A 12,692-nucleotide genomic window follows, 5' to 3' on the forward strand; every position below is an offset into this window, starting at 1 on the left:
CCTTAATGCGCGACGGCGGCAGCCGCCGCCTCGTCGATGAAGCGCCCGGTGACGAAGCGGTCGAGGCTGAAGGCGGCGTTGATCCGGTGCGGCTCGTCGCGCGCAATGGTGTGGGCGAAGACATTGCCGGAGCCCGGCGTCGCCTTGAAGCCGCCGGTGCCCCAGCCGCAATTGACGTAGAGCCCCTTCACCGGGGTCTTCGACAGGATCGGCGAGCGGTCGGGCGTCACGTCGACGATACCGCCCCACGACCGCAGCATCTTCAGCCGGCGGAACATCGGAAACATGTCGGTTATGGCGTCGAGCGTGTGGTTGAGGATGTGGAGGCTGCCGGCCTGCGAGTAGGACGGGTACTGGTCCGTCCCCGCGCCGATGACCAACTCGCCCTTGTCGGACTGGCTGACATAGGCATGCACGGTGTTCGACATGACGACGCACGGAAAGATCGGCTTGATCGGCTCGGAGACCAGCGCCTGCAGCGGAAAACTCTCCAGCGGCATGCGGATGTCCGCCATTTCCATCACGGTGGAGGTCGAGCCGGCGGCGACGACGCCGACCTTCTTCGAGCCGATGAAGCCGCGCGAGGTCTCGACGCCCTTGACTGCACCATCAGTGCCGCGGCGGATGCCGGTGACCGCGCAGTTCTGGACGATGTGGACGCCCATCGCCGAGGCCGCGCGCGCGTAGCCCCAGGCGACGGCGTCGTGCCGGGCCGTGCCGCCACGGCGCTGCAGGGCGGCGCCGATGATGGGATAGCGCGCATCGGGCGAGATGTTCAGCGGCGGGCAGAAGGCCTGCGCCTCCTCGCGCGTCAGCCATTCATTGTCGACGCCGTTCAGCCGGTTGGCATGAATGTGGCGCTTGAAGACCTGCTGGTCGTGCACATTGTGCGCCAGCATCATCACGCCACGCGGCGAGTACATGACGTTGTAGTTCAGCTCATGGGAGAGCCCCTCCCACAGGTTCAGCGCGTGGTTATAAAGCCCGGCCGATTCGTCGTAAAGGTAGTTGGAGCGGATGATGGTGGTGTTGCGGCCGGTATTGCCGCCGCCAAGCCAGCCCTTCTCGATCACCGCAATGTCGGTGATGCCGTGCTCCTTGGCGAGGTAGTAGGCGGTGGCGAGGCCATGACCGCCGGCGCCGACGATGATGACGTCGTAATGCTTGCGCAGTTCGGGCGAGGCCCACTGCTCGCCCCAGCCCGTATGGTTCCGGAAGGCTTCCCTGGCCAGCGCAAAGGCTGAAAAACGACGCATCCGATAATCCTTGAAAGGCGAGAGCCGGGAGCGCGAGACGGGCGCGGGGACCCGATCGACCATGCGGGGCACGCTAGCCTTTTCAGCCTCAGATCATGCTCATTTTGCGACGGCGGGTGACGCTTTGCCGGAAACGGCCGCGAAACGAGCCGCCGCCAAACGAAAACGGCGGAGCGCTTGGCGCTCCGCCGTTCGGTGTTCAGGGTGTTGAAGGCTGCTTAGACGCGAGCGACGACGACACGCGGCTTCGGACGACCGGCGAGGCCGCCGACGGCACCGACGATAAGGCCGAGCAGCAATGCGACGAAGGTCGCGAAGGCAGCGGTGGACAGTCCGGCAGCCGCCTTGTCGGCAGTAACCTTGGCCTGCTCAACGGCCTGGTCGTAGGTTGCCTGGAACTCGGTCAGGCGACGCTCGGCTTCGGCCTGCGGAATGCCGGCCTGCTGCGAGATGACCGTGACGGCGGCCTGGCGCTGCTCAGGCGTCGCGTCCTTGGCGAGACCGGCGGCGATTTCCGGAATGGCCTTGGAAAGGTCGGCCTCGCCGGTCGCCTGGCGAGCGGTGTTCGCCGCCTGCTGGCCCTGCTGCTGGGCGTCAGTCGCGGCCTGATCGACCTGCTGCTCGCCGCGCTGCAGGAGGCCACGCACCTGAGACTCAATGCCGTCCGGAAGAACCGAAAGCGAGTTCGGGGTCAGCGAGGTCGCCGCGCTGGTCAGGCCCGAGATCGAGCTGCCGAGAGCACCGAACGTGCCGCCGATGACGGCCGAGACGCCCGATGTCAGGAGGTAGACGATGACGAGCGTCGAGGTCGCCCAGGTGACGATGCCGTGCAGCACGCCGTCCGTCTTCTCGCCGACGCCGGAGAGGCGAGCAGCAGCGTAGGCGCCGATGAAGGTCGCGATCAGCACGGTGACGATCGTCCAGATGCCGCCGGCCGAGCCGAGGGTCGCAGCGTCCGGCGAGCCGTTGCCGGCGGGATCGAGCGTGGCGAGGCCGATGCCGACGCCGAGCAGCGACAGCATGATCTGGATGACGAGAGTCAGGATCGCACCAGCGAAAATGGCGCCCCAGGAGACGCGGCGCAGGCCGGTCGGCACCGCCGGTGCGACGACCGAACGATCGTAGATCGCTTCAGACATGAGATTACTCCAGATAGGCCATCGGCGCGGCAAGACCGGCGATGGAAGACAAAAAGCGGGGACGTCATGTCTGGCCGCGACGCAGGCGTGTCGGGCCCTTGAACTGAGAGGGCACGGAAAGCGTTCCGTAAGCCGACCTCCTAAATAATCGACACCCTCCCGCCATATGCCGGAACCAAACCGGACGCCGCTCATCGACGAGGGAACGGCTTCGTTTCACGGCGCCGAAGATGCTAGCCGTGAAGCTCTCGGCAGCCGCCGACTTGCCCTGGAACCCCATGCAGATCGCCCTCGCCCGAAGCCTCGTCGACCTTCGCACCGTGCTGCTCGCCTCCGACCCCGCACTGTCGCGGCTGCGGATGGGGGCACGCGTGACGCTGACATTAATGGCCGTCGGCCTGGCGTTGATCGGCCTGCACCGTCTGATCCCGCTGCCGATCGCCGCCTACAGCGTCATGGTGATCACCGCGATGCAAGGAACGCTCGTGGTGCGCGACGCGACCTCGCGGGCCCGCGCCGTCACCCGCCTCTATTCCGGCCTGACCGGTTTTGCCGCGGTCGCCGTGGCGACGCTGCTCTCGCCCTGGCCAATCGTCTCGGACGCCGTCTTCGTGCTCTTCGTTTTCGGCGCGGTCTATGCGCGAAAATACGGCGCCCGCGGCAACGCCATCGGCATGTTCGCCTTCATGTGCTATTTCGCGGGTGCCTACCTCCACCCTTCAATCGCTGATCTCGCGAGCATCGCTCTGACCATCATGCTGTCGGGCATCATCGCCCATGGCATTCGCAACTACGTCCTGCCGGAGCGGCGGGAACAGGATTTTCGCCACACCATCGTCGCCATCGGCCAGCGGCTCGCCACCCAGTCGGCACTGCTGAAAGCGGGTGCCGCCCGCGGCTGGACGGCGGCGTCGCGCCGAGAGGTGCTGCGCCAGCAGGAGCGGATCGGCGACGCCATCCTCACCGCCGAGGGTTTCCTGCCGCCGATACCGTCCGACACCGATAGGGAAGCCGCGGTCCGGGAACTGGCCATCGCTTTGTTCGACCTTCACCTCGCCAGCGAGACGGCTGTGATGACCGCCTTGCGCGCAGAGGAGACGTCGCCCGAGGCCAAGAGCGCGCCACGGCTCGGCACCGCCCTCGAGCATCTCGACACCGCCCGCCGCATTGCCTTCGAACAGGCCGCTGCCATGCCTCCCGCTTGGTTCGAGGGGGTCGGCGCTGCCCCCCCGGCCCCGCCCGAAACAACGCCTGCCACGGGATGGATCCGCGACCCGGCCCTCAGGCTCGCCATCCAGGTGACGCTCGCCTCGGCCATCGCGATGGCCGGCGGACTGATGCTCTCGGAGGCCCGCGGCCTTTGGGCGATCCTCACCGCCTTTCTGGTCTTCATCAACACCCAGTCGCGCGGCGACGCCGCGCTGCGGGCGCTACAGCGGGCGGCAGGAACCCTGGCCGGTATCGTCGTCGGCATCGGCCTCGCAACACTCCTGCATGGTCAGTTGCTGGTGTCGGTGACGCTCGCCTTCGCCTTTGTCTTCACCGGCTTCTACCTGCTGCAGATCTCCTATGCCGCGATGACCTTCTTCGTGACGCTGGTGTTGGCCCTGCTGTACGGCCTGACCGGTCAGTTTACGCCCGACCTTCTGGTGCTGCGGCTGGAGGAGACGCTGATCGGTGCCGCGTCCGGCATCTTCATCGCCTTCATTGTGCTGCCGAGGTCGACGAGCGCAGCTGCGGGGGAAGCTGCCGACAGTTTCTTCGCCGCGCTCGACACGCTGCTCGCCGCCGCCGGCCGGCAGGTCGAGGGCGAAATGCCCCAACCGAGCCTCGTCACACTGTCGCGCCGGCTCGACCGACGCTATGCCGCCCTCGCGACGGCCGCCCGTCCGCTCGGCAGCCAGTGGCAGCTGGTGCAGAAGCCCGGCCGGGTCCGGCAGGCGCTGACGCATTTCATGGCCCTGTCGCACTGGGCAAGGATCCTATCGCGCGGCGTTGCGGCAGCACCGATCGCGGCAGCGGACCGACCGGCGGTCTGCGCGTCAATCGCCGCGCTGCGCGCCCAGATCGACGAGGCCAAGGGCGGCGAAGCCGGGTTTTTCGGCGCCCAGCCAACGCTGAAAGCGGCCTCGACCCGTCCCGAGCCCCGCCCCGCCGACTTCTCCGCCCGCTCTAGCGATCCGCGTTTTGCGCTCGACGTGCTCTCCCACATCATCGACCGCGCCGCTCATGGCGGCACCCGCGTCGGCCGTGCTGCAGCGATCGACGACGCGCCGCAGCCGCGGGGAGAGGACGCCACAGCTACCGCCACGGCGCCGTCCATCACCGCAAACCGACGCGAAAATGATTCCGAATTCTAGTTCGATGCTGTAGGCAGACGAGATCGGCAGGATAGGCATGGTCCGGCCAGCGTAGACATTGGCGGCATTGTTGCCGTGTCTGGGGAGCTGCAGTGTTGTGCCGCCGGGCAGGAAGAGTTTACGCCCGGTTGTTGCCCGGATGCTCTGGCCCGCGCTTCTGCGTTGGGGCAAGCCACTTCAAACGTGAAGACGAACAAAGACATACGAAGAGGACTACCGGTTTGACCCCTGATCTGAAGCGCGCGGAGCGTCCGGCCGGGACCCTCGACAAGACGGCCTTGCGCCTTGCCGCAGGCCTTGGCCTCGCGCTGATGCTCGGCGCCTGCCAGTCGGCGATCCCCGATGCCAACGGCATCCGTCTCGACCAGGCGCAAGGCTCGAGCCAGAATATCTCCTCGCTCACCGCGACGATCAACGCCAATCCGCGCGACCCCGAAGCCTACAACGTGCGCGGCACCGCCTACGGCAAGGCCGGGCAAAACCGCGACGCGGTCCAGGATTTCACCACCGCCCTGCAGCTGAACCCGAACTTCTACCAGGCCTATGCCAACCGCGCTCTGGTCTACCGGCAGATGGGCGACAGCGCGAAGGCCGTCGCCGACTACAACGCCGCGCTGCAGATCAATCCGCGCTATGACAGCGCCTATATCGGCCGCGGCAACATCTACCGCATCGCCGGCCGCAACCGCGAGGCGCTCGGCGATTTCCAGAAGGCGATCGACCTCAACACCACCGATCCCCGCGCCTTCCATAACCGCGGACTGCTCTACCAGATCGATGGCCAGCACAAGCTGGCGATCGAGGATTTCTCGACCGCGATCTCGCTGCAGGCCGATGCGCCGGAGCCCTATTCCGGCCGCGGCGTCTCCTACCTTGCCCTTGGCGACGAGGAGAACGCGTTCACGGATTTTAACACGGCCCTGAAGCTCGACGACAAGTCGGCGGAGTACTGGACCAACCAGGCGCTGATCTTCGAGCGCCGCAACGAGAAGTCCCGCGCCTTCAAGTCCTATGCACGCGCCGCACAGCTCGATCCGAACTACCGCCCGGCGAAGGACGGGATGAGCCGCACGCGGAGCTAACCATAGGTCTGCAACGAACCAGGCCGACTCATCGATGTAAAGATTATTTATATCGAAATATTTCAGGCCTAGCCCGGATGTGGAGGACTTGGAATTTCTCATGTTTTCGCACTCAGCGGGAACTTTGTAGCCGCCGACGACTTTCTGTGCCGAACGATTATTCAGGCACAGAAAGTTAACCCATGAAAATCCTCCTCGCTTCGACGATTGCTCTTGCAGCCCTTACCGCGGCACCGCTGGCGGCGCAGGCCGAGACCACCCTTGGCCAGCTGACATGCAAGAGCGACGGTTCCACCGGCTACATTATCGGCTCGTCCGAGAACGTCATCTGCGACTTCTCGCCAGCCAATTCCGCAGCGCCGATGGAGGTTTATGCGGGCACGCTCAACACCATCGGCCTCGATGTCGGCGTCACAGGGCAGACGATCATGACCTGGTCGGTGCTCGCCGAGAGCGACAAATACGAGCCGTCCTCGCTGGCAGGCGAATACATCGGCGCCAGTGCCGATGCCTCGGTAGCCGCAGGCGTCGGCGTTAAGGTGCTAACCGGCGGCCCGAACGGCGGCTTCAGCTTGCAGCCGCTCAGCGTCCAAGCCCAGGAAGGCCTGAACGCAGCCATCGGCGTGACCAAGTTCACGCTGAAAGCTGCAGCGCCCGTGGTTCCGATCGTCGTGGTCCCCGCCAACTAAACCTGCGAAACAACCTTTCCTACGATAGCCCGCGCCGTAGCGCGGGCTATCGCGTTTCTGGGATTGTTGCAGCTCGATCCAAGCCGTGATCGGGCCGGCTGAAACTTTCCTGCGACGTCAGGGTTACTGCGGCACATCATTCAAGGAGTACAGCCATGAAGACCCGTTCCCTGCTCGCCGCCGCCGCCCTCGTTGCTGCCACCGCTCTGCCGATGTCGGCTGCCAATGCCGGCACCAAGCTCGGCCTCCTGTCCTGCCAGAGCGACGGCACGCTGTCTTACATCGTCGGCTCCAGCAAGGAATACCTGTGCGTCTTCAAGCCGGCCGACGGCTCGGGTCGTGAAGCCTATATCGGCACGCTCGATACGGTCGGCGTCGATGTCGGGATCACCGGCCGCCAGGACCTCAGCTGGATCGTCTACGCCGCTTCCTTCCAGGACGGCGAGCCGCGCTCGCTCGATGGCAACTACTACGGCGCGACGGTGGATGCCTCGGTCGCCGTCGGCGGCGGTGCCAAGGCGCTGGTTGGCGGACCGAACAACGGCTTCACCCTGCAGTCAGTGAGCCTCCAGGCGCAGTTCGGCCTGAACGCCACCGCCGGCCTCTCGCGCTTCTCGCTCCAAGCCGCCCCGACCGAGCCGGCCGTCTACAAGCCCTGAGCTTCGACGCTATCGCATCGAAAAGGCCCGCGAACCGGAAGGTTCGCGGGCCTTTTCGTTTGAGATTCGCGCCGAAGCCTCGGAACGAAAAACGGCGTAGATCGCTGAAAAGTCGTCATCCTCGGCCGCAGGCCGGGGACCCATGCCGCAGCGAGAACGCGCTGGTTCGGATCAGGATAGCGCCGACACCCCACCCGAACGGTACTCGCTCAACCGACTTGGCATGGGTCCCCGGGGCTACGGCCCCAAGGATGACGACGTCGGAGGATAGCGCTCTTCCAGTAGCGGTCACGGACTGTGCACCGCTGGACGGCCTACCCGCTCCCTCAGTGCGCCATCGCCTTGACGATCGCTTCCACCATCTTCTTGGCGTCGGCGAACAGCATCATCGTGTTGTCCTTGTAGAACAGCGTGTTGTCGATGCCGGCATAGCCCGAGCCCATCGAGCGCTTGACGAAGAGGCAAGTGGCGGCCTGGTCGACGTTGAGGATCGGCATGCCGTAGATCGGCGAGGTCTTATCGTCGCGCGCGGCGGGGTTGGTGACGTCGTTTGCGCCGATGACGAAGGCGACGTCGGTCTGCGCGAACTCCGAATTGATATCCTCGAGCTCGAAGACCTCGTCATAGGGCACGTTCGCTTCGGCCAGAAGCACGTTCATGTGGCCGGGCATGCGGCCGGCGACCGGGTGGATCGCGTACTTCACCTCGACGCCGTGCTTCTTCAGCGTGTCCGCCATCTCGCGCAGCGCATGCTGGGCCTGCGCAACGGCCATGCCGTAGCCCGGCACGATGATCACCCGCGAGGCGTTCATCATGAGATAGGCCGCATCATCTGCCGAGCCTTGCTTGACCGGCCGCTCGAGGCCGTCGCCGCTGGCGGCAGGCCCACTCTCGCCGCCGAAACCGCCGAGGATCACCGAGATGAAGGAGCGGTTCATGCCCTTGCACATGATGTAGGAGAGGATCGCCCCGGACGAGCCGACCAGCGCGCCGGTGATGATGAGCGCGAGGTTCTGCAAGGTAAAGCCGATGCCGGCCGCGGCCCAGCCGGAATAGGAGTTCAGCATCGAGACGACGACCGGCATGTCGGCGCCGCCGATCGGCACGATCAAGAGGACGCCGAGCGCCAGCGCGATCGCCACCACCGCCCAGAACGCCAGATGGCTTTCCGTCGCCGCGAAGACCACGAGGAAGACGACGAGCGCTGCGGCGAGGCCGATGTTGATGAGGTGGCGCGAGGGCAACATGATCGGCTTGCCGCCCATCCGCCCGTCGAGCTTCAGGAAGGCGATGATCGAGCCGGTGAAGGTGATCGCGCCGATGGCGACGCCGATCGCCATTTCCACCAGCGCCTGGGTGTGGATGTGGCCGGGGGTGCCGATGTTGATCGACTCCGGCGCGTAGAGCGCGGCGGCCGCGACCATGACGGCGGCCAAGCCGACGAGGCTGTGGAAGCCGGCGACGAGCTGCGGCATGGCCGTCATCGGGATGCGCTTGGCGATGACCGCGCCGACACCGCCGCCGAGCGCGATGCCGACGATGATGAGCAGCAGCGCCCCCATGGACGGCCCGGCGAAGAGCAAGGTGGTGAGGACGGCAATGCCCATGCCGACCATGCCGAAAATGTTGCCCTGGCGGCTTGAGGTCGGGTGCGACAGGCCGCGCAGCGCGAGGATGAACAGCACACCGGAGACGAGGTAGAAGAAGGCGGCGACGTTCTCTGACATCTCTCGTCTCCCTACTTTTCTTTTTTCTTGTACATCGCCAGCATCCGGTGCGTGACGAGGAAGCCGCCGAAGATGTTGACGCTTGCCAGCACCAGCGCGACGAAGCCGAAACCGGTGGCGATGCCCGATGCGGACAGGCCGACGGCAAGGATGGCGCCGACGATGATCACCGATGAGATCGCGTTGGTCACCGCCATCAGCGGGGTGTGGAGCGCAGGGGTGACGGACCAGACGACGTAGTAGCCGACGAAGATCGCCAGCACGAAGATCGCGAGGTGGAAAACGAAGGGATTGGCGCCGGCGACCACGTGGTCGACCGCGGGCGAGGTCATCATCTGCTCGACGCCGAGGCGCGCGTCGCGGATGGCGGCGCCGGCATCGTTGAGGTGCTGGATGGTCTTCTGGGCCAGATCGTTTTCCATCAGGCGTCTCCCGTCTGTGCCGGCGCGGCGCCGGCGGCGAACATGGTCTCGGGCTGGGCGGGCTCGGCCGGCGCAACCGGGGCGGCGGGTTCGACCGAGGCAGGCTTGGCAAAGCCCGGATGGACGACCGCGCCATCGCGCGTCAGCAGCGTCGCCTTGACCAGTTCGTCGTCGGTGTCGACCTTCAGCGACTTGGTCTCCTTGTCGATCAGCGTCTCCAGGAAGGCGCTGACGTTCTTCGCGTAGAGCAGCGAGGCTGTTGCAGCGATGCGGCCGGGCACGTTGAGGTGGCCGACGATCCTGGCCGGGCCGACGTCGACGACCTTGCCCGCCTCCGCACCCTCGACATTGCCGCCGCGCTCGACCGCGAGGTCGACGAGGACGGAGCCGGACTTCATCGACTCGACCATGGCCCGCGAGACGAGACGCGGCGCCGGCCGGCCGGGGATCAGCGCGGTGGTGATGACGATGTCCTGCTTGGCGATGTGGGCAGCGACCAGTTCGGCCTGCTTCGCTTGGTATTCCTTCGACATTTCCTTGGCGTAGCCACCGGAGGTCTCGGCCGCCTTGAACTCGTCGTCCTCGACCGCGACGAACTTCGCGCCGAGGGATTCGACCTGTTCCTTGGTGGCCGGCCGCACGTCGGTGGCGGTGACCACGGCGCCGAGGCGCCGGGCGGTGGCGATCGCCTGCAGGCCGGCGACGCCGACGCCCATGACGAAGACGCGGGCGGCCGGCACGGTGCCGGCGGCGGTCATCATCATCGGAAAGGCGCGGTCGTATTCGGCAGCGGCGTCGAGCACCGCCTGGTAGCCAGCGAGATTGGCCTGGCTGGACAGGACGTCCATCACTTGGGCGCGGGTGATGCGCGGCATGAACTCCATGGCGAAGGCCATGATCCCGGCCTCGGCCATGGCGGCGACGTCCTCGTCGCGGCCGTAGGGGTCCATGATGGCGATCACCGCGGCGCCGCGCTTGTAATGCGCGAGTTCGGCGCGGCCCGGCCGGCGGACCTTCAGGACGACGTCGGCGGTCTCTGCATCGGCAGCGCTGCCGATCGTCGCGCCAGCGGCGGCGAAGGCGGCATCGGGAATGCGGGACTTCAGCCCAGCGCCGGTCTCGACAACGATGTCGAGGCCGAGCCCCTTCAGCTTCTTGACGGTATCAGGAGAGGCGGCGACGCGCGGCTCTCCACCATCGTGCTCCAGCGGCACGAAGATCTTCATCTATTCTCTCCCAGTCGCCCCGTCCACACTTCGGGGCGGATCAGGGGAGTTTCAGTCCCGGCGCGCGGCCGTTACTTCATCAGGTACGTGGCAGCAATTCCGGAAATCAGGAAGGCGAGAATGCCGGCGAAGAAACCAGCCGAGGTGATCAGGCCGACCAGCATGCCGATGAGGATCGCGACGACCCAGATCGAGCCGAACTTCACGAGCTTCAGGAAGAGCGCGTAGGTCCGGTCGTGCTCGGGATAGTCCATCTTATCGGCGAAGCTCAGCTCGCTATTCCCATGATGTTCAGCCATGCCAACCTCCTCAGCCGCGGCGCCCCTCACCGCTCTCGCCGCCGACCGCTACCGGAAACAGCCGGTTGCGTCCTGCCGGAGCGCCTCATCCCTCGGCCTTACACGAAGTCGCCACAAACTGGCAATGCGGCACGCACGATCAAATGCGAGGCGTCCCTGTGAACGCTGGCCTGGCGATCCTTGGCCGCATCTTGTGCCGACGCGGGAGAATCGGATGCAAGGACGCGGGGCCTGACGACGTTCGTCAGAATTGATCGTCTTCGTCGGGGTCATGATCGATTGCGGCGCGGGCATCGCCGAGCGAGAAGCCGGCGCGCATCATGGCGGCGATGTCGCGGTCGCGGCGCTCGGTGCGGTCGCGCAGGCGGTGCGGGCCGAGCCGCCTGCGGCGGGCAAAAGCCATGGCCGCAGCACGGTCGTCGGTCTCGTCGCCGCCGACCACCTCGGCGATCAGCTCGCGGTCGACGCCCTTCTGCGACAGCTTCGCCTCGACCTGGCGGATCGAAGTGCCGCGGCGGCGAAGGCTGGCGAGCCGCGCCTCGGCGAAGGCGCGATCGTCGAGCAGCTTCAGCTCAAGGAAATGCGCGACCGTCGCCTCGACCATGAGGGCCGCTTCGCCGGGATCGGGCGCCTTCGGATCGTCGCCCCAGTCGCGGATCCGGCTCGCCACCTTGCGCTCCAGCACGCGGCGCAGGTTCTCCGCCGTGCTGGCATAGCGGCCGAGATAGTAGGCCGCCGCCCGGAACAGCCATTCGCGGCTGACGGGACGTGGCTTGCGGGGCTGGTCGCGCGGAGATGCCATGGCGCCGGTATAGATCGGCGGCGCGCGCGCCACCATGCAGCGCGTGCAGTGAAAAGGAAAAAGGCCCGCGGCAGAGCCCGGGCCTTTCTGGAGATCGACCTGTGCCGATCGGGGTGTGGCAAAAGCGCGTCAGGCGGCCTTGCTGAACTCCACGGCTTCCGGCGCGACCTTGGTCGCGGAGCCCCCGAGGATACCGGACTCGTAGGCAAGCGTCGCGGCTTCCGCACGGGCCCGGTCGAGGCCCGGCGCGATGTTGTCGGAGAGGCTGAAGATCGTGCCGCCGTGCAGGAACGGCGCCTCGTAGGCGGCGCGCAGCACGAGGCCGATGTCGAGCCTTGCGATCTCGCTCTCCTGGATGATGGTCTCGACCAGCCGCGCGACCCGGCTCGGAATGTTGGTGATGGCGGTGGCGGCCAGCGCCCAGTCGCGGCTGCGGCGGCCCTTGCCGGCATCGGCGGCCAGCATGCGCTCGGTGGCGATCGCGGCATGCGCCGAGAGCGGCGAGAAGCGCACCGGGATCAGCGTGCGATCGGCGAGCTTGGCGGCGGTGCGGATGGTCTCGGCATCGTCGCCAGCGTCGATGATGGCCAGATCGCCGCGGCGGCGGGCGGCCCGCACCAGGCGCTCCATCGTCGCCTCGTCGTCGGCGACTTCCACGGTGATCTTGGCGGGGCACTGGCCCTTGGCCGCCCAGGCGACGAGGTCCTTGTCGCGGGCGGCGTCGATCAGCACGACCGGAATGTCGGCGGCCGCAGCAACGCCCGCGAGCGTCAGGGCAAGGGTGGTGGTGCCGGAGGTCTTCAGGGAGCCGATGGAGATGACGGGGATCATGCGGAGCGCCTAACCTTGGGTTGCGGGAAGCCTCGGCGGCCTATTCCGCAGATGGCTCGATGGCGTGATGTCTGCCGCTGTTCTGGAACCCGAAGATGTCGCGAAGCTGGAAAGACGAACAATTGGTTAAAGCGCGCCGGCGCCTTCCTCCCAACGCGGTAGCGCTCACCCGCTTTTCCCTGAACCCCTTTGCCGGCAAG

12 protein-coding genes are annotated in these 12,692 nt (G+C 66.5%); 4 read left to right on the top strand and 8 right to left on the bottom strand.

The window, feature by feature from the left end:
• Window positions 1-2 precede the first annotated feature (2 nt).
• Together ACZLZY_RS21900 and ACZLZY_RS21905 are read right to left on the bottom strand one after the other, a co-directional pair.
• On the bottom strand, window positions 3-1,256 hold the full coding sequence (locus ACZLZY_RS21900; RefSeq protein WP_472936176.1) for a sarcosine oxidase subunit beta family protein: 1,254 nt from the start codon (window positions 1,254-1,256) through the stop codon (window positions 3-5).
• Between the two features lie 218 nt (window positions 1,257-1,474).
• Window positions 1,475-2,395, bottom strand: coding sequence for a hypothetical protein (locus tag ACZLZY_RS21905; RefSeq protein WP_472936177.1), 921 nt, complete (start codon window positions 2,393-2,395; stop codon window positions 1,475-1,477).
• Between the two features lie 230 nt (window positions 2,396-2,625).
• On the opposite strand from ACZLZY_RS21905, the gene ACZLZY_RS21910 reads away from it, so the two are divergent.
• The 4 genes from ACZLZY_RS21910 (at window position 2,626) to ACZLZY_RS21925 (ending at window position 7,185) form a co-directional block, all read left to right on the top strand.
• A complete protein-coding gene (locus tag ACZLZY_RS21910) occupies window positions 2,626-4,755 on the top strand; it encodes an FUSC family protein (protein WP_472936178.1) in 2,130 nt (709 codons plus the stop codon).
• Window positions 4,756-4,976: 221 nt separating this feature from the next.
• Window positions 4,977-5,837 carry a tetratricopeptide repeat protein gene (locus ACZLZY_RS21915; protein ID WP_472936179.1) on the top strand — a complete coding sequence of 287 codons (861 nt, stop codon included), beginning with the start codon at window positions 4,977-4,979 and terminating at the stop codon, window positions 5,835-5,837.
• A gap of 182 nt (window positions 5,838-6,019) precedes the next feature.
• Complete coding sequence (locus ACZLZY_RS21920) at window positions 6,020-6,526, top strand: DUF992 domain-containing protein (RefSeq protein ID WP_472936180.1); 507 nt, start codon at window positions 6,020-6,022, stop codon at window positions 6,524-6,526.
• Window positions 6,527-6,681: 155 nt separating this feature from the next.
• Window positions 6,682-7,185, top strand: coding sequence for a DUF992 domain-containing protein (locus tag ACZLZY_RS21925; protein WP_472936181.1), 504 nt, complete (start codon window positions 6,682-6,684; stop codon window positions 7,183-7,185).
• Between the two features lie 326 nt (window positions 7,186-7,511).
• Here ACZLZY_RS21925 and ACZLZY_RS21930 read toward each other — a convergent pair whose 3' ends face one another.
• The 6 genes from ACZLZY_RS21930 to ACZLZY_RS21955 form a co-directional block, all read right to left on the bottom strand.
• Window positions 7,512-8,912 carry an NAD(P)(+) transhydrogenase (Re/Si-specific) subunit beta gene (locus tag ACZLZY_RS21930; RefSeq protein ID WP_472936182.1) on the bottom strand — a complete coding sequence of 467 codons (1,401 nt, stop codon included), beginning with the start codon at window positions 8,910-8,912 and terminating at the stop codon, window positions 7,512-7,514.
• 11 nt (window positions 8,913-8,923) lie between these two features.
• Window positions 8,924-9,334 carry an NAD(P) transhydrogenase subunit alpha part 2 gene (locus ACZLZY_RS21935; RefSeq protein WP_472936183.1) on the bottom strand — a complete coding sequence of 137 codons (411 nt, stop codon included), beginning with the start codon at window positions 9,332-9,334 and terminating at the stop codon, window positions 8,924-8,926.
• Window positions 9,334-10,560 carry a Re/Si-specific NAD(P)(+) transhydrogenase subunit alpha gene (locus ACZLZY_RS21940; protein ID WP_472936184.1) on the bottom strand — a complete coding sequence of 409 codons (1,227 nt, stop codon included), beginning with the start codon at window positions 10,558-10,560 and terminating at the stop codon, window positions 9,334-9,336. The genes ACZLZY_RS21935 and ACZLZY_RS21940 overlap by 1 nt, the downstream gene beginning before the upstream one ends.
• A gap of 71 nt (window positions 10,561-10,631) precedes the next feature.
• Window positions 10,632-10,859, bottom strand: coding sequence for an aa3-type cytochrome c oxidase subunit IV (locus ACZLZY_RS21945; protein WP_472936185.1), 228 nt, complete (start codon window positions 10,857-10,859; stop codon window positions 10,632-10,634).
• A gap of 244 nt (window positions 10,860-11,103) precedes the next feature.
• Window positions 11,104-11,697 carry a regulatory protein RecX gene (locus tag ACZLZY_RS21950; protein WP_472936186.1) on the bottom strand — a complete coding sequence of 198 codons (594 nt, stop codon included), beginning with the start codon at window positions 11,695-11,697 and terminating at the stop codon, window positions 11,104-11,106.
• 93 nt (window positions 11,698-11,790) lie between these two features.
• Window positions 11,791-12,492 carry a P-loop NTPase family protein gene (locus ACZLZY_RS21955; RefSeq protein ID WP_472936187.1) on the bottom strand — a complete coding sequence of 234 codons (702 nt, stop codon included), beginning with the start codon at window positions 12,490-12,492 and terminating at the stop codon, window positions 11,791-11,793.
• Between the last annotated feature and the right edge of the window lie 200 nt (window positions 12,493-12,692).

Source organism: Mesocryomonas lacus (assembly GCF_055730135.2).

What these genes read in the sequence shown, in the direction of transcription:
- ACZLZY_RS21950 (WP_472936186.1), bottom strand. Translation starts at nt 11,697, where the DNA reads ATGGTGGCGCGCGCGCCGCCGATCTATACCGGCGCCATGGCATCTCCG.
- ACZLZY_RS21930 (WP_472936182.1), bottom strand. Translation starts at nt 8,912, where the DNA reads ATGTCAGAGAACGTCGCCGCCTTCTTCTACCTCGTCTCCGGTGTGCTG.
- ACZLZY_RS21900 (WP_472936176.1), bottom strand. Translation starts at nt 1,256, where the DNA reads ATGCGTCGTTTTTCAGCCTTTGCGCTGGCCAGGGAAGCCTTCCGGAAC.
- ACZLZY_RS21920 (WP_472936180.1), top strand. Translation starts at nt 6,020, where the DNA reads ATGAAAATCCTCCTCGCTTCGACGATTGCTCTTGCAGCCCTTACCGCG.
- ACZLZY_RS21925 (WP_472936181.1), top strand. Translation starts at nt 6,682, where the DNA reads ATGAAGACCCGTTCCCTGCTCGCCGCCGCCGCCCTCGTTGCTGCCACC.
- ACZLZY_RS21905 (WP_472936177.1), bottom strand. Translation starts at nt 2,395, where the DNA reads ATGTCTGAAGCGATCTACGATCGTTCGGTCGTCGCACCGGCGGTGCCG.
- ACZLZY_RS21940 (WP_472936184.1), bottom strand. Translation starts at nt 10,560, where the DNA reads ATGAAGATCTTCGTGCCGCTGGAGCACGATGGTGGAGAGCCGCGCGTC.
- ACZLZY_RS21935 (WP_472936183.1), bottom strand. Translation starts at nt 9,334, where the DNA reads ATGGAAAACGATCTGGCCCAGAAGACCATCCAGCACCTCAACGATGCC.
- ACZLZY_RS21945 (WP_472936185.1), bottom strand. Translation starts at nt 10,859, where the DNA reads ATGGCTGAACATCATGGGAATAGCGAGCTGAGCTTCGCCGATAAGATG.
- ACZLZY_RS21910 (WP_472936178.1), top strand. Translation starts at nt 2,626, where the DNA reads ATGCTAGCCGTGAAGCTCTCGGCAGCCGCCGACTTGCCCTGGAACCCC.
- ACZLZY_RS21955 (WP_472936187.1), bottom strand. Translation starts at nt 12,492, where the DNA reads ATGATCCCCGTCATCTCCATCGGCTCCCTGAAGACCTCCGGCACCACC.